Consider the following 23908-nt stretch of genomic DNA (forward strand, 5'->3'; position numbering starts at 1 on the left):
CCCGCTGAAACGGGCGGGCGGTTGTAAATTGCTTGATTTTGATGATCAGCGTCGGCGCTGACCGCCGCGGTTGTCGAAGCCGCGGTCGCCGCCTCCGCGCCGTTCACCACCCGGTCGTCCGCCACCTGAAGGACGGTTTCCGCCGGAGGGTCGTCCACCTGAAGGGCGTCCGCCACTGCGGCCGTTCCGATCGTTTGCCTGTGCTTCTTCCAGCGACCATCCTTCCAGCACTGCCTGCCGGGAAAGGCGAATCTTGCCGGCTTCGTCAATTCCGGTCACCATGACCGTAATCTCATCGCCAACATCTACCACATCCTGCACACTGGCAACCCGTTCAGAATCGAGTTGGGAGATGTGAACCATGCCATCCACATTGGGCAGGATTTCGACAAAAGCGCCAAAATCGGTCACACGAACCACTTTGCCGGTGTAAATTCTGCCTACCTGCGGGATTTCGATAAGCGACTCAATCCGTTCGCGGGCTGCACTTTCACCTACGCCATCCGTGGCAGCAATGTAAACCGTACCGTCGTCGTCAATATCAATCTTGGTGTTGGTTTCTTCCTGAATAGCGCGAATGATTTTACCGCCCGGCCCAATGATTGCCCCAATTTTGTCCACCGGCACCTGGATGATTGTAATTCGCGGGGCGTGGGGTTTGAGCTGCGGTCGCGGCGCGGGAATCACTTCCAGCATTTTATCCAGAATGAAAAGGCGTGCCTGCCGGGCCTGTTCCAGTGCTTGTGTCATCAACTCGGCGGTAATGCCTTTGATCTTGATGTCCATTTGCAATGCTGTAATCCCATCCCGCGTACCTGCAACCTTGAAGTCCATATCACCGAGGTGGTCTTCCATTCCCTGAATATCGGTCAGGATTTGGAAACGATCACCTTCCTTGATCAAGCCCATTGCGACCCCCGCAACCGGCGCTTTGATCGGGACACCCGTATCCATCAGGGCCAGGGTGGAACCGCAAACGGACGCCATTGAGGTTGACCCGTTCGAGGAAAGCACTTCAGAAACAAGACGCAAGGTGTAGGGAAATTCCTTTTCTGGTGGGATGACCGGCACCAGAGCCCGTTCTGCCAGCGCGCCATGACCGATTTCCCGGCGGGATTGACCGCGCAGCGGTTTGACTTCGCCGGTTGAATAAGGCGGGAAGTTGTAATGGTGCATATACCGCTTGGTTTCAACCGGTGTGAGGTTATCCAACTCCTGGGCTTCTTTGGGGGTTCCCAACGTGGCAAGAGTCAAGACCTGAGTTTCACCACGTGTAAACAAACCAGAACCATGGGCGCGCGGGGAAACATCCACTTCGCACCAGATGGGGCGGATTTCTGTTGGGGTGCGTCCATCCGGTCGAATGCCGCGGTTCAAAATGCGGTTGCGTACAACTTCCTTGAGTACTTGATCATAGGCTTCGGTTACAGTTTTTACGAGGCTTTCGTCCTCGGCGGTAAATTCGGCAACAACTGTATCGCGAAGTTCGTCAAGACTTTCATTGAGTTCGGCTTTGGTGTGAGGGGCATCCAGCCGTGCTTCAATTTCGGCTGCTGCGCGCTGGCGAACCCGTTCAATCAGGCTTTCGTCAATGGTTTCAATGGTCACTTCACGTTTGGGTTTTCCAATTTCTGCTGCCATCTTTTCCTGCACGTCAATGAGGGGCTGCAGCGCGCGATGACCAAACATCAAGGCTTCTACCATGACATCCTCAGGAATGATGTCGGCGCCACACTCGACCATCAGGATGGCTTCACGGGTTCCGGCAATGCGCAGATCAAGATCGGACTGCTCTTTTTGATCAAAAGTGGGATTGACGATGAATTCACCATGGATGCGGCCAACCCGCACAGCGCCAATCGGTCCACCCCATGGGATGTCGGAGATCATCAAAGCGGCTGATGCAGCATTGACGGCAAGAATATCCAGCGGGTTGTCTTTATCGGCGGACAGGGAGAAACAAATCACCTGTACTTCGTTGCGCATGTTTTTCTGAAAGAGCGGGCGCAGCGGACGGTCGATCAGGCGCGAGATGAGAATGGCCTCATCGGATGGTTTGCCTTCTCTGCGGAAGAAAGAACCGGGGATGCGACCACCAGCATACATGCGTTCTTCATAATCAACAGATAGCGGGAAGAAGTCAATACCTTCCCGGACGCCGCCCATGGTTGCAGCGGCAAATACGATTGAATCACCAAGGCGAAGGGTGACAGCGCCACCCGCCTGCCCGGCCAGTTTGCCCGTTTCAATGGTTATGGTACGACCACCGACCTGGGCTGTGTAAATTTTTGCTTCAGGTTTACTCATATTTTTTCCTCTCGTTTTTCCCCCACCCGGTTAGGGACTGAAAGCTGGCGAGGATCAGAATTTCCTCAGCAGGTTTCAATACCCAACCGTGGGGGTGATGTTCAAGTATTAAATTATCGCGGTCGAATTACCGGCTTCAAAAAACGAGTAGATGGTACTTGCCTGCCGCCATCTACTCGTTTTCTTGATTTCAACGGTAGCGCAAGTTCAACCGCTCAACAAGCGCCTGGTACCGCGCCAGATCCTTACGACGCAGGTAAGCCAGTAATCGGCGGCGGCGGCCAACCATTTTAAGCAATCCGCGGCGGGAGGATTCATCGTGCTTGTTGTTGCGCAGATGCTCGGTTAACTGGTTGATCCGTTTGGTCAGAATTGCCACCTGTACTTCCGGCGAACCGGTGTCGCTTTCATGGCGGTGGTATTCGCCGATGATTTCGGCTTTGGCATCTTTTGTCAAAGTCATGACGTCTGCTTTCTCCTTCATTTCGTGATTTATTTGAGCAGGTCTCCATTTTGGCAGCCTTAAAACCGCCAAAAGGTCCAGTCACGATACAAAATTATACCAGAAATTCCGAAAATTGTGGGGCGTGTTGAAGATCTGCCATGGAAGCAGATAGTTCATGGTGATCTTGTCCTGTGCAAAATAGGACGAATCCGTTCCTGAACTTCATCCGGAAAGGCGGGTAAACAGCGCCGAATCAAACGGCGAAGATCATCGGATGCTGCTGAGCCAATCAACTGGCGGATGTAATAGGCCAGCTCGGCTGGCGAACGTTGGGATAATGCCACCAAAACCCGGCTCAATTCGTAGGATAAACCCCTAATCTCGCCCTGAAAGAGGGGAGTGCACAGATTAAACACCTGAGGCAAATCCTCAAATTGCCGGTCTTTCAGAAGGGGTAAGAGGGCCAGCAAAGCCAGCTTTTGGAATTTGGTGGAGTTCTGAGATGCCCATTCCTGAATTTTGGACAGCCAGTGCTGAATGGAGTATCGGCGCAAATTGCTGCTGCCTTGCTCAAAAAGTGCTTCGAGCAACGCCGGATCGTTTTCTGAAGATGCCCAGGTTTCAATGGTTTGTATTACCTGTTCAAATTGCGACGGAGGTAATATCCCCAAAAGATAAATCGCCAGAAGGCGCGGTTCTTCTTTTTCTTCCTGCCTGAGCAAATTCGCTAAGTTTAGCGCAGGGGAAGAATTTTCATTAACCAATCCATACAAGGTCAACTCAATCTTTCGAGTTACTACCGGGGGTACGTGGTAGGCATCTATCGGACGGCTGGCCTCCGGAGCGCTTGCAGCTGCCCGGTACGTATAGTCAGAATATTTTTCGAGCAGGTTTCGCAGCCCAGCCACAAATTCTTCCGGCTGAGTGTATTTCCAGCGCAGCAACTCGATCTGTTTCTGTAGATGAGCCAGGGATACTGCTGGCATTCGTCTTTCAGTAGGCGCGGGCAAAGTAAACTTTGCGCCGGGATGCTTTACCACATACTATGCAGGTTCCGCTTCCTTCCGGCTGGTCGAGCGGCATACAGCGCGTTGTTGCTTTGGTGTCTTCTTTGACTTTGGCTTCGCATTCTGCACTGCCGCACCACCAGGAGTAAGCCCAGCCGTTTTGTACCACTTCTTTTAGCTCGTCATAATTTTTCGGCTCAAAAATATGCTCATCCCGGAATCGGGTGGCGCGTTCCAGTAACGCCGCTTGAATTTCTTCCAACACACTGCCAATCTGGTTCGAGAGTTGATCGAGCGGAAGGGTAGATTTACCGGCCTTGCCGGGCAGGTGGCGGCGGGCGAGGGTCACAACCCCATTGTCCACATCCTTTGGCCCGATTTCGATACGCAGCGGCACGCCTCTCAATTCCCAATCATTGAACTTGAAACCGGGGGTCACTTCGGTGCGCAAATCCACTTTGAAACGCCATCCGGAAAGTTGTTTTTCAACCTGCTCAACGGCAGCGAGGACTTTTGACTGTTCCTGATCGTTTTTGTAAATCGGTACGACAACGATTTGAACCGGCGCTAAACGGGGGGGAAGAATCAATCCCTGATCATCCCCATGGGTCATGATGATGGCGCCAATGAAACGAGTAGAAAGACCCCATGAAGTTGTCCAGCAATACTGGAGGGAATTATTCGGGTCAAGGTATTGAATTTCAAACGCGCGAGCAAAGTTTTGCCCCAAAAAGTGGGAAGTTCCCGCCTGCAATGCGCGGGTATCCCCCATCATCGCTTCAATGGTGTACGAATCCACTGCCCCCGCGAATTTTTCGGTCTCGCTCTTTTTGCCGGGAATTACCGGAACAGCGGCTTCATTGACAGCAAAGTCGGTATAAACATTTAACATGCGCACAGTTTCTTCAACGGCTTCTTCGGCCGTCGCGTGAGCGGTGTGACCTTCCTGCCAGTAGAATTCCAGCGTGCGCAGGAAAAGGCGGGTGCGCATTTCCCAACGAACAACATTTCCCCACTGGTTGATCAGAACGGGCAGGTCGCGGTAGGACTTTATCCATTTTGAATACATATAGCCGATAATGGTTTCGGATGTTGGACGAACGACTAAGGGTTCTTCCAGTTTTTCACCCCCGCCAATGGTTACAACAGCCAGTTCGGGGGAAAATCCTTCAACATGTTGTTTTTCCTTTTCAAGAAAAGACATGGGGATAAACAACGGAAAAGCAGCATTGACATGGCCGGTTGCTTTAAAGCGTTTATCCAGCGCTTGTTGAATGTTTTCCCATAATGCCCAGCCATACGGGCGGACGACCATACAGCCGCGTACCGGGGCGTAATCAGCCATTTCGGCGCGCTGAATGACCTGATTGTACCATTCGGAGTAATTTTCACTGCGGGTGGGTAATTTGTCGGTGCTCATGCAATATCATCCTGAAACTTTGGGTTTTTGATTTACGGCAAAAAGGTAGGCTTGATCAATTTCACTTGCAAATAGAATTTTGTCCCAATCCTGCGGATTGGCTGCTTCAGCCATTTCCTGGCGGATGGTTTCAAAAATATTTTTCCATCCACTGCCCACCAACACCAAAGGGCGAGGTGGAAGGGCTCGAATGACGAGTAAATTCCAATAGAGGGTTGCTTCGGCAAGGGTGCCCACGCCACCGGGTAAGACGATGGCCGCATCGCAGCTGTAGATGAGCCGCTGGATTCTTTCAATCAGGGTTTGGCAGCGCCATTCTTCTTTGATCCATGGATTGGGTCCGTTTTTGCGCCAACGCTCAATTTCTTCACAGGTAACCCCGATAACATGCCCACCGGCTTCGGCTGCTCCGCGCGATACGGCTTCCATAATGCCCATGTAGCCGCCGGTCAAGACGGTGTGACCGCCTTCGGCGATCAAACGACCTAACCGCATCGCGTTCTGATAGGCGGGTTGTCCGGGTTGTGGTTTGGAACTGCCAAATACCGTAATTTTCATGGCTGTGAATGCCCTTTATTTTACCTGATCCTGATCCCACGTGCGCCGGTAATTTTCTCGTAGTTTGCTCAAAATTGCTTCTTCAAGGTCAATTTCAGATAGATGGGCCAGCTGTAAGAGGTATAGGGCTACATCAGCCAGTTCTGAGGCCAGTTGTTCACGGTTGTTGGTGGTTTCACTCCATTGGAAGTGTTCCAACACCTCTGCGGCTTCCAGGCATAGGGAGATGGCAATGTTACGTGGTGCTTGTGGGCGGGGGCTGTTCGCTTCGTACCAGCCCTTTTGTTGAACAAACTGGTGCATGGCAAAGGTAAGTTCACGCAGGTTCATGAGATAGTTCTTTCATTTTACTTTTTGATAATAACCAGAAAAATATTAACCAAGATGTTGAAATAGCCGATGGATACAGAGTGTGTGTTGAAGATAGATTTCCGGGAATTGGCAACGCAAAAGTAATCCACGAAATGACCGAATAAGATGACCAAATTAATACAACGATATGATATTTGTGTTTCATATCTGTCAGGAATTTGCTTCCTAAAAATAAGTTAATGAGAAGTAGTAGTTGATCATTTGATACTGTCCTAGGCATTAACGAAATTGTGAAGATGATTATCAGGTTTAGAAATAAGAGATTCCTGAATTTTTCCTCTTGGAAGATTAAGTTTTGGGACTTGTAAACTGCTAAAAACCAACCAGTAAATACGGCAACAACTCCAATGGATAAACTTGCAAGAATGAATCCCTCAGGGATATTCGTGAAAGATAAGATCGTTTGAGCAAGGTTAGCCGGCTTTGCCTGAACGTATACAGAATATTGCTGGATACGTTGAATCCATAACTCAAACCAGTTGGGCAAGAATAAAATGCTGAGCGATGAAATTGTAACCAGAGAAACTCCAAACGAAATAATCACTGTGAGATATTTCTTATACAGACTAATCAGTAGAGCAAAAAGGAGTACGAGAATGGTCAATTGCGGTTTGCCAATTGTCCAGAAAAGTAAAAAACCAAGAAAAATTTGTCTGGCACGGGTAGGTTGGTTGAAAATGACCTGATCGAAAAAGTATAAAAGAATAAAACAGATCAGATTGCTGAAATTTCCCAGGATAATACCATATACAAAAGGATAAAAAGTCAATCCAAGAAAAGCGAGAATTTTTTTATTTTGAAATGTGTTAACCAGGCAGGTCAAGGCAATAAGAATGTTAAAGCTCATCCAAAGCGGCTGTGAGAGTGAAATATCCAGCCATGCAAATGGGAAAACCCAAAAGAGCATAAAGAAAGGATACGCAAAAGCCAGCTGGTCTTCTTCTGGAGTGGCCAGTCTGCCTAAAATACCGAGTTGGGCTGCCTGAGTAACATCTTGTGAATACGGGTTAATCCGATCGAATAAATACATTCTTGCAGCAGTGTAAAAGGTATAATAATCAGCTCCAAAGATAATATCTCCACTCACCTGCCGAATTCCAACGGCCATCAATATCCAGACGAATAAAAACACAATGACGAATGTTATATAATATTTCCACTGTTTCATTCTTTTTGTGTCCCCCCTCATTCGTTACGGTTTACTAAATAGTGATTGAATTGTCTCCAATGCAGCTCTGGCAGATTCAACCTGCTCTGGGTGCCAGCCGGGATCAGTGGCCATTTTTTGTAAATGGGCAATGACCACCTGTTTTGAAGTCGGGTCAAGGCTTAAAAATGCGGACTGAATCCGGGTGGGATTGCGCGAGAGCAGGTTTTCCCAAAATGATTGAAGCGGATCAAGGTTATCCATCGTGTTAAGACTATCATAAAAAAATAAAAAAGAGGTCTGCCTGAGCCACTTTGAAGGCACAAACAAACCTCTTGTTTCGTTCAAACGTGATTACTCTTCGCGTTTTTCTGCCAGTTCTTTTTGACGGGCAGCAACAATTTCAGCCTGAATATGCGGGGGTACCATCTCGTAACCGGCCAGTTCCATGTTGAAGATGCCGCGTCCGCCAGTGAGGGAGCGCAATTGGGTGGTATAACGCAGCATTTCGGCCAGAGGCACGGTGGCGGTGATGGTGGAACGGCCTTTTTCAGAGTTCATGCCCTGCACACGTGCGCGGCGGGTATTCAAATCGCCCAGGACATCCCCCATGTTTTCTTCGGGGACGATGATTTGAACGTTCATGATTGGCTCGTAAAGCACCGGGCCGGCATCTTTGAAGGCCAGTTTGAAGGCTTCGCGACCGGCGATTTCAAAGGCAACCGGTTTAGAGTCAACTGGATGTTCTTTCCCATCAAAGACGGCAACCAGAACACCGCGGATGGGGTAGCCAGCCAGCACACCTTCCTTCATGACGTTCTGGATACCTTTTTGGATAGAAGCAGCATAAGTTTGGGAGATGGCGCCGCCAAACACTTCCCAGGTGAATTCAAAGTCCTTATCGGCTAAGGGTTCAACCCGCAGATGAACTTCACCAAACTGACCGGCACCGCCAGTTTGCTTTTTATGGCGGTACATAGCGCTGGCTTTGCGGGTAATGGTTTCCTGATAAGGAACCTTGGGTTCGCCAATCAGCAGATTAACCTGGAATTTGGTTTCGGCCCGGCGGATGGCGACATCAATGTGCTGGTCACCCATACCCTGCAAAATGGTTTGGAGGGTTGCCGGTTCGTTGTACCATGAGAGGGTCATATCTTCTTCACACAGACGGGTAAGGGTTGGGCTGATTTTGGTCGAGTCAGCCTGTGTTTTGGGGAAGATGGCGACCCGGTAAAGGGCGTTCGGATATTCCGGGACCGGTAAGGTGAGCGGGTGGGTCTTATCAACCAGTGTATTTCCCGTAATGGTTTCAGAAAGTTTGGGAACTACACCAATATCGCCGCTGTGGATTACTTTTACCGGCAGGTTTTCTTTTCCGCGCGGAATGCTGACAGTGCCAAACCGTTCTTCCACACCTTTGTTTTGGTTCCAGACACGGCTGTCGGAAGTGACCATGCCGGAGTAAACCCGGAAAAAGGTTTGTTTGCCAACAAAGGGATCGGCGGTGGTCTTCCACACGTAAGCTGCCAGAGGTCCCGAATCCGAAGCGGAAATTAACTCTTCCTCACCATTTTTACCCATTGCTTTGACTGGTGGAATTTCCGCAGGGGATGGGAAGAAATCAACAATTGCATCCAGCAGTCGGAAGATGCCGGTTTCGGTGGTTGCAGAAGTGGCAAAAACCGGCACAAAATTGCCCTGTCGGATGACGGCTTTCAAACCGCGAACAACTTCTTCATGGGTGAGTTCGCCGCTTTCGAGATATTTTTCCAACAATTCATCTTCGCCTTCTGCGGCGGCTTCGACAAGGGCAAAACGGGCTTCTTCAGCAGCCGAACGGTATTCATCGGGAATTTCAACTGCCGTTTTGCCATCACCTTTGTACGCTTTCATGCTAATCAAATCAATTACACCCTGAAAGCTGGTTTTTTCACCCCACGGCAGTTGAACTGGAATAAGGCGGGTTTCGGTCAGGTTCTGAATGGATGCCAGAGCCTTCTGGAAGTTGGCATTTTCGCGATCCATTTTGTTGATGACCACAAACCGCGGCAATTGAAAGGTGTTGCAATAATTCCAGGCAATTTCCGTCCCCACTTCGGCGCCGGCAACCGAATCCACTACAATGATGGCGCCATCAGCAACCCGTAAAGCGGAGATTACTTCGCCAATGAAGTCGGTATAACCGGGTGTATCCAGCAGGTTGATTTTAACATCCCGATACTCAACCGGCAGGACACTGGTGTACAATGAAATTCCACGACGAATCTCTTCTTCATCAAAGTCTGAGATGGTGGTGCCGTCTTCAACCCGGCCGAGGCGGGTGGTTGCTCCAGTCAGGTGGAGCATGGCTTCTACCAGCATGGTTTTGCCGGCACTGCTGTGTGAGGCAAGGGCGATATTACGGATAGACTCAGTGGTATATTCCTTCATGAAACAAACCCTTCTGCATTACATGGGATTAACTCGCTTATTTTAAGGTGCAAATGACAAATTGTCAAAGCACCCAGCGTGGTTTTACCTTTTCTTTCCCACAAACCCTGCCTATTATATCAGCAGCTACAAATTCTGGGGTGACCAAATTGCTGAATAAGGCTAAAATCGTTTTATGAAATCATTGCTGAAAAGAATAAAGTATGAATGGCGGTATTCTGTTGGAAAAACGGTTTGGGATACCGGGACATCCCCGCCTGAGTTGCTGGAATATCTTTCGCATCATCCGCCGGGCAGAGCATTGGATTTGGGCTGTGGGAGCGGTACTAATCTCGTTACGATGGCAAAAGCCGGCTGGCAGGTTTGCGGAGTGGACTTTTCCCGGTTTGCCATTGCGCAGGCGCGCAGTAAAATCCGTCAGCATGGATTGAGAGCGGAGTTGTGGGTTGATGACGTTACCAATCTTTACCGCCTTAAGCCGGGCTTTGACCTGATTCTGGATATCGGCTGTTTTCACCAGCTGAATTGGGATGAGCGACAGAAGTATCTTGACAATGTTCAGCGCTTACTGAAGGAAGGTGGAGATTTCCTCCTTTATGCCCATTATCGCAGTTTTCCAGACAGTTCACATGGGATTGATGATGAGGATTTGGAACGGTTGTTGACTTTTCTGCGTCTTATTCGAAGAGCAGAAGGATGGGAAAGACAGAAATTTCCTTCTGTATGGTTGTGGTTTCATAAGGAGCGTTCTCCATGAAGATTAAAATTCCAGCGGGCGGGCTCTGCTTATTATTGTTGGTGCTAATTCTGAGTTCCTGTCAAATCCGTCAATCAATTCAACCTTTTCCAGTGAAGACACTGGATTTAATTTCCGAAAAAGAATTAACGGCAGAAAACCAACCGACAATTCCCGATGCTATAAGCCAGGCACCCTGCGCCTATATGTGGGCAAGCCAACCCTTACCCCAGATAAGCCGGGAATTTGAGAATCTGATCAATCAGGCTGATTTTAAAGATATTCAGGTATTTGCAGAAGCATATGGTGAAAATTGCGTAACTGAGGAAGGCGAAATTGTTCGTTTTGCGGCAATGCAAACTGACATCCACATGGTTGTCCCCGTTCAAAGTCTAAACCATCCAACGGAAATGGGGGATATTGCCGGCCGGCTTTTGGGCGTGATTCTGGAAGTTCCGCTTTCCGCTTTGCCCGGATTGCAGCCGGGTTACATTGGTATTCAATTTTCCAGCAATGAGGGAGAGGTGTTAAATTTATGGTTCAAGCGAGAGAAGGCAGAGCAATTGCTGCAGGCGGGAATTAACGGAGAAAAATTACTGGACGAATTACAAAAAAAGTAAACGGGCTTAATAGAGCCTCTTTTCCATGCGCCAGGCAGGTTCTTCAACCAGCTGACGTACCCCCTTGTCGTCAACATACGACCACACGCCGGGTTCTGCCGCCACAATGTGGAATCCAAGCCGCAGGTATAAACGTAAAGCGTCTAAATTATCTTTGGCGACATTGAGTGTTAAGAATTGAAATCCTCGCCGAATTAAGTCCTGTTCCACATGTTGCACCATGAGGCTGCCTAAACCTTGACCCCGAAAGTCTTTATGGACACGAAACGAGTACAAATAGGCGCGTTTCACCCCATCCGCCAATTCTTTGCGGTTGCAGATTAATTGAATAAACACCTGGGCGATGATCCCTTTTTCCGGCAAATCGGCAACCCATAACACGCAGTAACCCAACTGGGCGCGTTCAAACGCATCAGCATACACTCGTCGAAAATGGCTGAACTCTCCGTCCCATTCCAGAGCAGGTAAATCTTCCTTACGAACGTTTCGGAAGGTTACGGCATCCAACCAATCGCGGGGTAAGACCTGAGCCGTCATATCATTGAATGGTTTGGGTGAAAACCAGTTGATTCAAGAGGGCATTCTCCTGCTCGCGCGTGGTGATTTTTCCATCCAGCCAGGCGGCGCGCAGCGCCCAAAGAATACGGCGATAAACCGGGCCGGGTTCGATCCCCATAGCGTGCAGTGTATAACCGTCAGTCATCGGCTGAACTTTTCGCCATTCGGTAGCGTATCGGTTGAGCAGTTCGCAAATTTCTTTGCCGGGGCAAAGACAAATGATTGCGTAAAGAGCTGGCAGGGGGGCTTCTTCAAGACGGGCAACTACCCGGCTGGGGGATTGACCGACTAAATCCGGCAATTCAGCCATCAGGAGGTTTCCTGAAAGAATAGCGTTTTGAAGGTGATGACTTAACTTTAACCGTTCACAAATTGCACGGCTGCTTTCGGGTGGGAAGGGTATCAACCAGACCATGTAGGCCAGTGCATTCCGAATGGATTGATTCCCCAGCACTTCGGGAAGTTGCCAGGCGGGATCAAGCGGTTCTTTGAGGACGCGCAGCAACGCTTTCGATGCAGATGAATCCCAGTGGAGGTCCGGATGAATCGCTGAAAGAAGATTCAATTCTTCCAAGCGGTTGAGCGCACTGACCGGATTTTCTTCCGCAAGTATCAGGTCAAGCTCGTGGCGCAACCGGTCACCGGAAACCTGTTTCAGCAGGTCGTGGGCTTCATTCATCAACTGAAGTGTGCGGCTTTCAATTCTGAAGTTGAAACGTTGCTCGAAGCGGACAGCGCGCAGCATGCGGGTTGGGTCATCCACAAAGGATAGCGAATGAAGAACGCGAACCAGTTTTTTCTTGATGTCATTCATTCCGCCCCAGAAGTCGTAGAGCGTGGCATAATGACGTCCATCCAGACGCAGGGCAAGCGTGTTAATCGTAAAATCCCGGCGGTGCAAATCGAGTTTGATACTCCCTCGCTCAACGGTTGGCAAAGCGGTCGGATAATTGTAAAACTCGGTGCGGGCGCTGATGAGATCCAGGGAGTCGGGCAAGTCTTCGGCTTTCAGTCCGCCATCGCCTTTTATTTTTTCAATCAGTTCCGAGCGTATAGAGCCGATTTGCCACTTGGCTGTGCCAAAGCGGCTGTGACTGGTTACTTTTCCACCGTATTTCTTTTCCAACGCGCGGGCAAGCGCAATGGCATCTCCTTCAACAACCAGATCGAAATCTATCGAGGGACGTTCCAGAATGAGATCCCGGACAAAACCACCTACCACATAGATTGGCAAGTGGTGGTGGAGGGCTTCTTCAGCAATGGTTTTGATCAGGGCCAGGCGAGCCGGCGGCAGGGCTTTTTCCAGTCGGTCGGCAAAATTTTTTCTCTCTGTTTGAATGGTGTCCTCGCGTCCAATTTGTTTGAGCAAATCGGTGCGGGTAACAATACCAATGATCTGGCGGGTTTCCGGGTCAACCACAGGAATTTGACCCCAGCCGGTGTCTGCCATTAGCTGCTGAAGATGGGGCAGGGGCGTGTCTGGGGTGACAAAGAACTCGCCGGCATCCATGAGACTGATGGCGGGCAGGTTAAGTTTGTGGGCTAAGGCACGGTCCACCGCCCGACGAGTCAGTAATCCGACCACCCGCCCGTCTTTGACAACCGGGTAGCCCTCATATCCGTAGCGCTGCATCCAGCGTGCGGCTTCCTGGGCAGAGGTTTCCGGTTTAAGCACACGCGGATTGCGGGACATGATTTTTCCAACCGTAATGGCTGGTTGAACAATGGAGGGGAGTACCTCAACCAGCCGGTTATATACCTCTTCGAGGTCGGCTGTGGACTGAGCAGCCTTATCGCCGGTGCGAATCAGCGCAGCGGCTGCTTTTTCATGTCCGCGCCCGCCAAACAGGGCAACGGTTTTAGCGACATTGATGCGCTCAGTGGCAGAACGGGCCACAATGCGGATGCCTTCAATGGTATTCACCATTAGAAACAAGGCGTCCGGGTCTAACAAATCACGCAATTTGTGGGCAATACTGGAAATTTCCTCGTTGATGTCGCGGGCATCGGCTCTGGCAATGATGATGTGTTGCCCATGGATGTGCAGGCTTTCGGAATTTTGTAAGAGACGATTGTAAAGTTCGCGTTGCTGCTCGGAGAGGGGTGGATTAAGGTATTCATCTGCCAGGCTTAAACTGGCACCCTGTTCCAGTAGAAAGGCTGCTGCGCGTAAATCGCGCGGGGTGGTGCTGCTATAGGTCAGGCTGCCGGTATCCTCATAAATGCCGAGCAGCAGCAATGTGGCCTGCAAATTATTCAAGGGACCATTATGATCTTGAATATCTTCGATCAGCAGGGTGGTTGTAGCACCAACCCGTTCGATGATGAGCGTCCAATCGGACGGCAGGTCTTCACGGGCTTGATGGTGGTCAATCACATGAACGAGGGTGTCCTCTTTCATCCCTTTAAGGGTGATCAGAGATTGGGTATCCACGAGTGTAACAATGTCAATATCCTCGGGAGGAAGATCACGAGCTTCAATGAAGGGTAGTTCAGCCCCATAGAGGTTCAGAAAAGCGCGCACATTGCGATTTATGCGGCGGGGCAATACTGGTAAGGCACGCTCATTGAGAATATGAGCTGCCAGTAACGCGGCAATGGCGTCAAAATCAGCTTGCTCATGTGTCAGAATAACCTGCATGATTATATTGTAACGGAATTTATAGCGAAAAAAGGGCGTTCTCAGGGCGGATTATGCTGATTGCGCATAAGAAAAGCGGTCATTTCCCAAAAATTTTTCAGAAGAGCCTTATTGACTACGGTAGATGATTGCCATATTGCCTAAGACCATAAAAGATTGAAGAAAGGTATCCCAGGATCGCCAGTAAATTGCCGCTCCATCCAGCAGGGTAACTCCCTGAGGATCATATCCGATGATGATGGCGGTATGCTCGTTTGGCGCAACACTGACGACTTCCCCTGCCTGAGTTGTGTACTGCAGGGCAGAACCGGGCATGGTTCCAAAAATAACCCATACAATGACGGGGCGGCCTGCGGCGATTTCAGTTTTAATTTGGTCAATGGTTAACCCCGCAATATCTTCAGCGGGCAAACCATACGCTCGTAGCAAGGCTGCAACCGGGGCGGCGTGGACACCGTAAGGGTTGGGAGGGATTAAACCCCCCGGGCCGTTGGGATTGCCAACAAAGCCTTTATTGGGGTCATCGGACTGGGGCAGTTGAGATAAAAACTCCAATTCGTTGATTGAAACACCAAAAAAACCAGCCCAATCCACTGCTGAACGGGATTCGCAGGAAAGGTTGAGGGTTTGTGGAAAGCCGCGAATGGCTTCGATTCGTGCGGAGGCCGGAATTTTTACGGTTGGGATGGGTGAAGGTGAAAGGGTCGGTTGGCTTGTGGGGGATGGAATGGGTGTAGGGGTAGAGGTTGGAAGGGGTTGAAAAGGGGTGGGTGTGATCGGATAACCACCGGAACCGAGTTGTAATATTGGGAGTGAGGAGGTTTGCGGGGAATATTCTACGGAGGGTCGGGCAATTGGATTGACCTCAATCAATATAAGTTCGAATCCAATCATGAGGAGGACTGATAAGACCAGAATTGCCCCAATCCACAACAAAATCAGTGGAACAGCACTACCGGCTTGGGTGGATGAGGAGCTTTTCATGAAGGTTATTCTTCAAGGCTCAACCACAATGTCTATAAAAATCGGGTCACCAAAGGGTTGGCCCTGGGGATTATGGGCTTGCCAGGCACTCCGATAGTTGCCCGGCTCGGCAGGTGCCTGAAAAAGGATGCGGATGACCGTACGAGTTCCGCTACGGGCAGGGGTGAGAGCGAGCTGTGAACCGGCGCCCAATTCATCTCCGGCAATTAAGCGCAGAAAATAACCGCTCTCCCAGTTGCAGGTTCCGCTGTTTTCAACTTCCCAGCGCTTATCAATGGATGCACCTGCTTGAATGATGCTTCCATCGGGGATGGTCAGGTCACTGATGAATGTGAGCGAATCAACGCATGGTAAAGTGGGGGTTGGTTGGAATTGTTCTGGGGTTTGGCTGGGTTCATTGCGCAGAGGCGCAGAAGTGGGTGGCAGGAACAGAGGAGCCTGAGTGGCAGGAGCGGGCATTCGCTGGGGGGGTGAAAAAACACAGCCCTGAAGAGCTATCATCAGGACTGTGAGTACCCATGCCAGAATAAATTTTGGAAGGCTTGACGGAATGGAAAATAATCTCCTGTCACACGGCTTTTGATGATCCATCGCGTAGAGGTTAAAGATCGTCTGAAAAGCCCTCATCACCACCATCCGCTGCAAAAGCAAGGGGAATATCACCTCCCAATGCTCGCTGTCGCACGGCGTTTTCAATTTCGAGTGCCAGTTCTGGGTTTTGGCGCAGAAATTCTTTGGCGTTTTCTCGCCCCTGTCCGAGGCGAATATCCCCGTAGGAGAAGAAAGCCCCGCGTTTGGTGATGATGTCCAGTCCTGTGGCAAGATCAAGGATATCACCGACCTTTGAAATGCCCTCGTTGTACATAATGTCAAATTCCGCTGTGCGGAAGGGTGGCGCAACTTTATTTTTGACCACTTTTACCCGAACCCGGTTACCAATGACTTCCGCTCCGACCTTGATGGACTGAATGCGGCGGATATCCAGCCGAACGGAAGCGTAAAATTTCAGGGCAAGACCGCCGGGGGTGGTTTCTGGATTGCCAAACATAACGCCGATTTTCTGCCTCAATTGATTGGTAAATACTACGGCAGTTTTGGTCTGGTTAATCGCGCTGGAGAGTTTGCGTAATGCCTGAGACATTAAGCGGGCCTGCATACCCATTGTGGCATCGCCCATATCTCCTTCGATCTCGTTTCGCGGCACCAATGCGGCAACCGAGTCTATCACAACCAGATCCACCGCGCCGGAACGCACCAGCGTTTCGGTGATTTCCAATGCCTGTTCGCCGGTATCCGGTTGAGAGATGTACAAACTGTCAATATCTACCCCCAGGCGGGCAGCATAAGCCGGATCAAGGGCGTGTTCCATATCTACATACGCAGCGGTGCCCCCCATTCGTTGAGATTCGGCAACCAGATGCAAACAAAGGGTGGTTTTACCGGATGATTCGGGACCAAAGATTTCGGTGACTCTGCCGCGCGGAATACCCCCGACACCCAGAGCAATGTCCAGTGAAAGCGAGCCGGTGGGGATGGCTTCGACCTCCAGATGTTGTGCTTCGCCGAGGCGCATAATCGCGCCATCGCCGTAGCGTTTGAGAATATCACCGAGCGCCTTGTCGAGCATGGCTTTACGGGCATCATCCTGAGAATTGCCACCGCCAGCCGGTAAAGGAGTGGAAGAAGGGGTTTTACGCGCCATGAATGGGTCTCCTGAAGAGTTCGGGTTATTATGATTATATCTGTATCCGCTAAAATACGAGCAATTTTAAGCCCTGTTTGTTGATTTCATTATAGTATATTTGTTCTATTCGTCAAGGATTTAATCAACTTTTTACAAAATACCTCTTGACATTGGTTGATGAAGTTGCTAATATAATACCAGTTTTTGGCAATTTACAACTGAATAACGGAGAAATAGCGGCTGAGTCCTGTCTGAAAGGGACAGGATGACGAGGTGGAGGTTCCTCTCTGCGAAGAGAGCGCTAACCCTGAATTGCAGGGGAAAATCGAAGGATCAGCGGATGCCTCTGGAGCCCGGTCACAGGCTCCTTTCTCCCTTCCAGAAGAAGTGGCTGGCTGAAACCCGGCGGTAACGTTCGAACCAAAGCCAGCACAGTGGCCGGAAAAGCCGATTGGCTTATCTGTTCTATTGATGGAAGGGCAGGCGCTCTAAATTCTGTTAAACAAGGGCATGCCCGGCATGCCCTTTATTCTTTAAACCAAAGGAGGTAATTTTTTATGGACGCCAAAGATTTACTTAAAAAAGTGAAAGAAGATGACATTAAGTTCATTTCTTTCCAATTTATTGATGTGCTGGGATCGGTCAAGTCGGTGGATGCACCGGTTGCACAGCTGGAAGGCGCATTGGAGAACGGTATTTGGTTTGACGGCTCTTCTGTGGAGGGTTTTGCCCGTATTCAGGAATCGGACATGCACTTGCGCATTGACCCCGAAACCTACGCAGTGCTTCCGTGGTCTCCTCCCGAATTAAGGAGAGCAAGAGTGTTCTGTGATATTTTCCACCCGGATGGCACTCCCTTTGCTGGTGACCCGCGTGGCAGTCTGAAACGTGCCCTTCAAAAGTTAAAAGAAGAGCGTGGTTGGACATATAACGTCGGCCCGGAACCGGAATTTTTCCTCTTTCGGCGGAACGGCACCGAAAGCATTCGACCGGTGCCGCATGATGTTGGCGGTTATTTTGACTTTTCTCCCAACGATGAAGCGGTACGGGTACGCACGGAATTGATGGAAGCTCTCAACACAATGGGTTTAGAGGTTGAGGTTGGTCATCATGAAGTAGCCCTTGGTCAGCACGAAATTGATTTTCGCTTTGCAGATGCATTAAAAACTGCCGACAATGTAGTTACTTTGAAATATACGGTTAAGGCCATTGCCGCCCAGCATGGATTGATTGCTTCCTTCATGCCGAAACCCATATTTGGAATTAACGGATCGGGTATGCACTGCCACCAGTCGCTCTTTGACAAAGACGGTAACAATCTCTTCTTTGCCGAAAACGATCCTTTCCATCTTTCACCAATCGCGTATGGCTTTATTGCCGGGCAATTGGCCCACGCCCGTGCGCTTTCGGCAGTGGTTGCGCCAACCGTAAATTCCTACAAGCGTTTGGTGCCCGGATATGAAGCACCTGTCTATATTGGCTGGGCGCAAATCAATCGTTCCGCTTTGATTCGTATTCCGCGCTACACTCCCGGCATGCACAAAGCCACGCGGGCAGAATTGCGCTGCCCGGATCCCTCTTGCAACCCTTATCTGGCGTTTAATGCAATGCTGAAGGCAGCGCTGGATGGGATTGATCGCCAATTAACTCCGCCCGCACCGCTCAATAATGTGAATGTGTATGAGATGGATGCCAGCGAGCGCCATGAAAGAGGGGTGGCTGAATTGCCCGGTTCATTGCGTCAAGCATTGGAGGAATTGGAAAAGGATGAGGTGATTCAAAGCGCCTTTTCGCCCAGTTTGTATGAAGCTTTCATGCGGGCGAAATGGGTCGAATGGGACGAATTTCGAACACAGGTTTCAGATTGGGAGATCGAACGCTTTTTAGAGACGGCCTGATTTTAGCGGTGATCTTCCTCGAAGAGGCGGCAAGTTGCGCATAATCCACCGGTGGAGGTGGGCTGACCGCAGGACGGGCAGGGGCTGAGGATAACCTCCCCCTGTTCGTCTTCAATGGGCTGAATGAAGCCTTGCTGCATGGCATTGAAGAAACCCAGCAGAAAGCGCAATTTTACCCCGGGTTGCTGCTCTTCAAGACGGTTCAACAGTTCTTTGTATTGCAGTTGTTTGCTGCCCTCTGCAAAGGGACATTCGTCTTCGATGTATTCAATACCGCGCACAATGGAATAGGCAGCGGTTTCGCGTTCCGAGAAGCGGATGAAGGGTTTTACTTTGCGGATAAAGCCTTCCTCTGCTTCCAAAACCGGAGATTGCCGCGGAATCTGACGCAGATTCCATGAGAGCAGATTTCCAAACAGGAAAGAAACCTCGTCATCCAGATTATGAGCGGTTGCCAGAACATTAAAGCCCAGTTGACGTGCCATCTGATTCATGGTGTGGCGTTTAATTAAGCCGCACACAGCACAGGGCTTTTGTCGGCCGCGGTGGGTGCGCAGGGCGATGGCAGGTACGGATTCGCCGCGCTGTTCTTCTACCCGGTAAATGTGCAATTTCAGATGACGTTCATCGGCAAATTTTTGGGCAGCCTGCTCGGATTGGTCGGAATAGAGCTTTTCTCCGTCAATACCGAGGTTGATGTAAAAACCTTCGGCATCATAACCCAATTGCCAGAGCACGTCCCACAATGCAAGCGAATCTTTACCGCCAGATACTGCCACCAGAATACGATCCTGCGGGGTGAACATCTGGTACTTCTCGATGAAACGTTGGGTCTGTTCGATGAACCATTGAGGGTAATGGTCCTTGCAGAGTGCAAGGCGGTGCTGACGCATCCGAATCACAGCGCGCTGGTGACACTTATGGCAGCGAATTGTGGTCAAAGTGCACCTCCCGAAATTGCCGAAATGACTTTGACTTCCTCTCCGTTGCGTAAAACGTCGTTATCATTCAGCAATTCACCCTTGCGCACGATGAGGTGACTTTCCGGTGATAACCCCAGTTGCTGGAGCGCTTCGCGCACGGTGAGCGTACCTTCAACCTCTAATTTTTGTTTACGATAAATCAAAATTACCGGCATGATTACCTCCTCAGGGGGTTAATCATTTTAACACAGGCTGGGGAGGTGCTCATCTACCGGATTTGATTTTGAAGGCAAAAGAGCCATTCTTGAAGAAAAGCATCCGATGTGGTTACGGCTGCCAGTACCGGGAATTCGGAGGTGTTCTGATTTCCTTCAATGGTTATCCCTTCAACTGTATCATCCATCCACCGGGTTGTCAAAATGCCGATTGCCAGCGGGTTTTCTGCAATGGCATTGCGTAATTCAAGGGGATGAGGGGCAAACAAACCCAAGGGGGATAAATTTTCTGACGACAAACCGCTCCATCGAAAAAAGTTTTCCATAATCGAGAGATTTGGGGGATAGTACCACACCTCGATTTCAGCAGCGGGCAGATCTTCGGCAATCTCATCCCAGCGGTTAATTTTTCCGCTAAAAATGTCTTGTAATTCGGCAAGACTCAGGCTTGTAACCGGAAGAGTTGGGTTGACAACAATTACAAGATGCTCACTGGTGAGGAGAAAGGTGTTCTGCGAGCCGTTCGTTTCGGATCCCCAGTAAATATGGACGGTTGATTCACCAGTGGTCGAAAGAGGATCGTCGGCGGGAACGATGACCCAATTGCGTTCCGGGATTTGCCGGCTGCACATTTGCATGGCGGACTTTGACCACTCCAATAGCGGGTCGAGCCGAACCTGTACAGAAGGCAAAGGGGTTGAGGTGGGTAATGGGATGGGGTTGGCGCTGCATGCTGTCATCAGCAAAGATGCAACCCACATTAAAAAGTGCTTATAAACCCGCATAGGAAAAAATCAATGTGATGACTGCCAGGGAAAGGCAGTAAACCGCAAAAGGACGCAGTGAGCGGCGGGCAAGAAAGCCCAACAGCCAGTGAATGGCTAAATATCCCACCACTGCTGCGGTGAAAAAGCCGGTCGTCATAACAGGCAGAAAGGCTGTCCAATTGGACAGTCTAAACAAATCAACCAGACCGACTAATCCGGCGGCGGTCATGATGGGTATGGACATCAGAAACGAGAAACGGGCTGCCGCGGGGCGTTCAAGGTGGCGTGCCATGCCGGCGGAAATCGTTGCACCTGAGCGGGAAACGCCCGGAAAGAGCGCAAGGGCCTGCCCGGCTCCAATCCAGATGGCATCCAACCAGCGGATGGATGCAAGGGTGCGGTTGCGTTTCCCAATGCTCTCGGCAATCCACAACAGACCTGCAGTTCCAATCAAAAAAAAGGCGACATTCACCGGGCTTTTGAAGGCGGCTTCAACCAAATCCTTGAGCAAAATGCCGGCAATACCAGCCGGCAGACTGGCAAGCAATAACAACCAGCCTAAACGGGAGGAGGATGAGGTAAACGGCTGACGATTCATCAATCCTTGAATGACATCACTCAGAATGGTCAGCAGGTCGCTGCGGAAATAGACAATTACTGCAACCAGAGTACCAACCTGAACCAGCACATCGAAGGGGAAGATTTGCTCTTCCGGGATTTGCCAACCGAAAAAGAACGGGGTCAGTACCAGGTGAGCCGAACTGGAAATGGGCAAAAATTCGGTGATTCCCTGAATGATGCCGAGTACAAATGCCTGGAAAAAATTCATACCTGTGACTTTTCTGTGAGAGCGTATTGGGTGAGGAATTCCTCTGCAAATTGCTCAAAAGTACCTTCGAGAATTGCCTTGCGGGCATCCTGTACCAGAAAAACTAATGTGGCAATGTTGTGAATGGAGATAAGGGTGGCAGCCAGCATTTCTTTGGCGACAATCAAATGACGCAAATAAGCCCGGCTGAAATGGGTACAGGTATAACAGGAGCAATTTTCATCTATCGGACGGGGATCGCGGGCGTGAACGGCATTCATCAGGTTAATGCGCCCGTGGCGAGTCATTGCAGCTTGATGTCGGGCAAGCCGGGTTGGAAGCACACAATCAAAAATATCTACCCCACGACGGATGCCGTTGATCAGGTCTTCGGGGGAGCCGACCCCCATCAAATAGCGGGGTTTGTCTTCCGGCAGAATATCGTTGACCAACTCCAGCGTGCGGTGCATCTCTTCTTTGGTTTCGCCCACCGAAAGGCCGCCAATGGCGTGACCCGGAAAACCTAAGGAGGAAATGAATCGGGCGGATTGCTCACGCAAGTCCGGAAAAATTCCCCCCTGAACAATGCCAAACAGAGCTTGATCGCGGCGGGTTTGAGCGGAAAGGCAGCCTTCAGCCCACAGGTGCGTGCGGCGAAGTGCCTGTTCGTTGTAGGCGCGGTCATACGGTGGTGCACATTCATCCAATGCCATGATGATATCTGCACCCAGTTGTTCTTGAATCTGAACGGCTTTTTGAGGGGTAAGGCGGTGGATTGAGCCGTCAATATGACTTTTGAAAGTTACCCCATCTTCGTCTATTTTGCGCATTCCCGCCAGTGAAAAGACTTGAAAACCGCCAGAGTCGGTCAAAATCGGAGCATCCCACTGCATGAAATGATGCAGTCCCCCCATTTCGGCTACCAGATCCGCGCCGGGGCGTAAATACAGATGATAGGTGTTCGCTAAAACCAGGCTTACACCGATTTCTTTCAATTGAGCCGGTGTGACGGCTTTAACAGTTCCCTGAGTTCCCACCGGCGCAAAAACGGGTGTCAGCAGTTCGCCGTGCGGGGTGTGAAAAATGCCGGCACGGGCATGGTGATCTTTTCTGGTTAGTTCAAAGTTGAAGTTCGTCATTCCACCAATATCTGAACAGGATATTACAAAGTTCAACGGATTATAGCCGGAATCTGTTATTTGGCAAACCTTCTGTTTGGCTTGCAGGAAAGCAAAGCCCGTTTTATACTTGTCCGCATGAATCACCCTGCCCTCACAACGTGGTTGGAAATTGACCTAAGCGCAATTCAAAATAATTATCGGGAGTTGTGCCGAATCAGCCGGACAAAGGTGGCTGCGGTGGTCAAAGCCAATGCCTATGGGCACGGGTTGATTGAAGTTTCACAGGCGGTGATCAGAGCTGGGGGTGAATGGCTGGCGGTTGCCCGTTTTGAAGAAGCCGCGCGGTTGCGTTCTAACTGGATTTTAGCGCCGGTGCTGGTAATGGGATATACTCCGCCCGAGCATGTTTTGGAAGCCGCGAAGGAAAATATCCGTTTGACCCTGTTTGACCGCCAGACCGCGTTGCAGTACTCGGAATTAACCCATACACGCGGGATGAAGGTGAAGGTGCACCTCAAGGTCAATACCGGCATGAACCGATTGGGTATTTCACCAGAGGAAGTACTGGATTTTACCCGTTGGGCAGCAAGTTTGCCCGGCTTGGAATTGGAGGGCATCTTTACGCACTTTGCGCGTGCCGATGAGCCAGAGGTGGATACAACCGATTGGCAAATCCGAAAGTTTGAAGAAGTTTTAGCCGGTCTGCACTCTGCCGGGCTCAAACCGCCGCTGGTACATGCTTCCAACTCTGCAGCGGTTTTCAATTTTCCGCAGGCAGCTTATGACATGGTGCGTTGCGGCATTGCCCTGTACGGTCTGCATCCGTCCCCCGAAACCATGTTGCCGGGTACTTTCAAGCCGGCGCTGACCCTTAAGGCGCGGATTACCAGTATACGAGATCTGGCAGCCGGCGAAGGGGTTGGGTATAACTATCGCTATCGCACGACGAAAACCGAAAAAATAGCCACGATTTCGATTGGTTATGCGGATGGTTTCCGCCGGGTGATGGGTAATAAGGTGCTTCTTCACAAGAAAGAGACTCGCGTGGTCGGGTCGGTATGTATGGATCAATGCATGATTTCGCTGGATGGATTGGCTGGTGTGCAGGTGGGGGATGAAGTCGTGTTGATCGGAAAACAGGGTTCACTTCAGCGCACGGCTGAAGATGTTGCCAGAGAATGGGGAACGGTCAACTATGAAGTGGTATGCGGCATGGCAGACCGTCTGCCGCGGATATTTTTATATACAGATGAGGGAAAAGGATAAT

The 23908-nt window shown here is 50.3% G+C and carries 23 protein-coding genes; 4 read left to right on the forward strand and 19 right to left on the reverse strand.

The window, feature by feature from the left end; translation table 11 throughout:
- Positions 1-45: 45 nt before the first annotated feature.
- The 9 genes from ACWIZX_RS04025 to fusA all read right to left on the reverse strand — a co-directional run bounded on the left by ACWIZX_RS04025 (position 46) and on the right by fusA (position 9686).
- Positions 46-2307, reverse strand: coding sequence for a polyribonucleotide nucleotidyltransferase (locus tag ACWIZX_RS04025; protein WP_448334880.1), 2262 nt, complete (start codon positions 2305-2307; stop codon positions 46-48).
- A 190-nt stretch (positions 2308-2497) separates the two neighbouring features.
- Positions 2498-2770 (reverse strand): 30S ribosomal protein S15, encoded by a 273-nt coding sequence (gene rpsO / locus ACWIZX_RS04030; protein ID WP_322794091.1) that lies wholly within the window; start codon positions 2768-2770, stop codon positions 2498-2500.
- 155 nt (positions 2771-2925) lie between these two features.
- Entirely contained in the window at positions 2926-3738 is an 813-nt protein-coding gene (locus tag ACWIZX_RS04035) for a DNA alkylation repair protein (RefSeq protein ID WP_322794090.1), read from the reverse strand.
- Positions 3739-3745: 7 nt separating this feature from the next.
- Positions 3746-5179, reverse strand: coding sequence for a proline--tRNA ligase (gene proS / locus ACWIZX_RS04040; protein WP_448334881.1), 1434 nt, complete (start codon positions 5177-5179; stop codon positions 3746-3748).
- Positions 5180-5185: 6 nt separating this feature from the next.
- Positions 5186-5737: an LOG family protein gene (locus ACWIZX_RS04045; RefSeq protein WP_448334882.1), complete on the reverse strand. Its 552-nt coding sequence runs from the start codon at positions 5735-5737 to the stop codon at positions 5186-5188.
- Between the two features lie 15 nt (positions 5738-5752).
- Positions 5753-6067, reverse strand: a complete 315-nt coding sequence (locus tag ACWIZX_RS04050) for a MazG-like family protein (RefSeq protein ID WP_322794087.1) — start codon at positions 6065-6067, stop codon at positions 5753-5755.
- Positions 6054-7277: a hypothetical protein gene (locus tag ACWIZX_RS04055; RefSeq protein ID WP_448334883.1), complete on the reverse strand. Its 1224-nt coding sequence runs from the start codon at positions 7275-7277 to the stop codon at positions 6054-6056. The genes ACWIZX_RS04050 and ACWIZX_RS04055 overlap by 14 nt, the downstream gene beginning before the upstream one ends.
- Before the next feature lie 24 nt (positions 7278-7301).
- Entirely contained in the window at positions 7302-7604 is a 303-nt protein-coding gene (locus ACWIZX_RS04060) for a hypothetical protein (protein WP_322794085.1), read from the reverse strand.
- 6 nt (positions 7605-7610) lie between these two features.
- Complete coding sequence (fusA, locus tag ACWIZX_RS04065) at positions 7611-9686, reverse strand: elongation factor G (RefSeq protein ID WP_448334884.1); 2076 nt, start codon at positions 9684-9686, stop codon at positions 7611-7613.
- Between the two features lie 175 nt (positions 9687-9861).
- On the opposite strand from fusA, the gene ACWIZX_RS04070 reads away from it, so the two are divergent.
- Together ACWIZX_RS04070 and ACWIZX_RS04075 are read left to right on the forward strand one after the other, a co-directional pair.
- Positions 9862-10443, forward strand: a complete 582-nt coding sequence (locus ACWIZX_RS04070; protein ID WP_322794083.1) for a class I SAM-dependent methyltransferase — start codon at positions 9862-9864, stop codon at positions 10441-10443.
- Positions 10440-11042, forward strand: coding sequence for a hypothetical protein (locus tag ACWIZX_RS04075; RefSeq protein ID WP_448334885.1), 603 nt, complete (start codon positions 10440-10442; stop codon positions 11040-11042). The genes ACWIZX_RS04070 and ACWIZX_RS04075 overlap by 4 nt, the downstream gene beginning before the upstream one ends.
- A gap of 6 nt (positions 11043-11048) precedes the next feature.
- On the opposite strand, the gene ACWIZX_RS04080 is transcribed toward ACWIZX_RS04075, so the two are convergent.
- From ACWIZX_RS04080 to recA, 5 genes are all read right to left on the reverse strand, one after another.
- Positions 11049-11579, reverse strand: a complete 531-nt coding sequence (locus tag ACWIZX_RS04080) for a GNAT family N-acetyltransferase (protein WP_448334886.1) — start codon at positions 11577-11579, stop codon at positions 11049-11051.
- 1 nt (position 11580) lies between these two features.
- Positions 11581-14241 carry a CBS domain-containing protein gene (locus ACWIZX_RS04085; protein WP_448334887.1) on the reverse strand — a complete coding sequence of 887 codons (2661 nt, stop codon included), beginning with the start codon at positions 14239-14241 and terminating at the stop codon, positions 11581-11583.
- A gap of 108 nt (positions 14242-14349) precedes the next feature.
- Positions 14350-15225, reverse strand: a complete 876-nt coding sequence (locus ACWIZX_RS04090) for a C39 family peptidase (protein ID WP_448334888.1) — start codon at positions 15223-15225, stop codon at positions 14350-14352.
- 12 nt (positions 15226-15237) lie between these two features.
- Positions 15238-15726 carry an NBR1-Ig-like domain-containing protein gene (locus ACWIZX_RS04095; protein WP_448334889.1) on the reverse strand — a complete coding sequence of 163 codons (489 nt, stop codon included), beginning with the start codon at positions 15724-15726 and terminating at the stop codon, positions 15238-15240.
- A gap of 100 nt (positions 15727-15826) precedes the next feature.
- The gene (gene recA, locus ACWIZX_RS04100) at positions 15827-16852 is read right to left on the reverse strand and encodes a recombinase RecA (RefSeq protein ID WP_448334931.1); all 1026 of its coding nucleotides are present in this window, start codon (positions 16850-16852) and stop codon (positions 15827-15829) included.
- A gap of 614 nt (positions 16853-17466) precedes the next feature.
- On the opposite strand from recA, the gene glnA reads away from it, so the two are divergent.
- Complete coding sequence (gene glnA / locus ACWIZX_RS04105; protein ID WP_448334890.1) at positions 17467-18807, forward strand: type I glutamate--ammonia ligase; 1341 nt, start codon at positions 17467-17469, stop codon at positions 18805-18807.
- Between the two features lie 2 nt (positions 18808-18809).
- Here the strand turns inward: glnA and ACWIZX_RS04110 are convergent, their stop codons facing one another.
- The 5 genes from ACWIZX_RS04110 to tgt are packed head-to-tail and all read right to left on the reverse strand — an operon-like array spanning position 18810 to position 22659.
- Positions 18810-19748 carry an ATP-binding protein gene (locus ACWIZX_RS04110; RefSeq protein ID WP_322791273.1) on the reverse strand — a complete coding sequence of 313 codons (939 nt, stop codon included), beginning with the start codon at positions 19746-19748 and terminating at the stop codon, positions 18810-18812.
- Complete coding sequence (locus tag ACWIZX_RS04115) at positions 19745-19945, reverse strand: MoaD/ThiS family protein (protein WP_322791274.1); 201 nt, start codon at positions 19943-19945, stop codon at positions 19745-19747. Before ACWIZX_RS04115 ends, ACWIZX_RS04110 begins: the two co-directional genes overlap by 4 nt.
- Before the next feature lie 53 nt (positions 19946-19998).
- The gene (locus tag ACWIZX_RS04120) at positions 19999-20685 is read right to left on the reverse strand and encodes a substrate-binding domain-containing protein (protein WP_448334891.1); all 687 of its coding nucleotides are present in this window, start codon (positions 20683-20685) and stop codon (positions 19999-20001) included.
- A gap of 31 nt (positions 20686-20716) precedes the next feature.
- Positions 20717-21541, reverse strand: coding sequence for an undecaprenyl-diphosphatase UppP (uppP, locus tag ACWIZX_RS04125; protein ID WP_448334892.1), 825 nt, complete (start codon positions 21539-21541; stop codon positions 20717-20719).
- Entirely contained in the window at positions 21538-22659 is a 1122-nt protein-coding gene (gene tgt, locus ACWIZX_RS04130) for a tRNA guanosine(34) transglycosylase Tgt (RefSeq protein WP_448334893.1), read from the reverse strand. The genes uppP and tgt overlap by 4 nt, the downstream gene beginning before the upstream one ends.
- 60 nt (positions 22660-22719) lie before the next feature.
- Here tgt and alr point away from each other — a divergent pair, with 60 nt between their 5' ends.
- The gene (alr, locus tag ACWIZX_RS04135) at positions 22720-23907 is read left to right on the forward strand and encodes an alanine racemase (protein ID WP_322791278.1); all 1188 of its coding nucleotides are present in this window, start codon (positions 22720-22722) and stop codon (positions 23905-23907) included.
- The last annotated feature ends 1 nt before the right edge of the window (position 23908 follow it).

It is taken from the genome of Bellilinea sp., assembly GCF_053501535.1.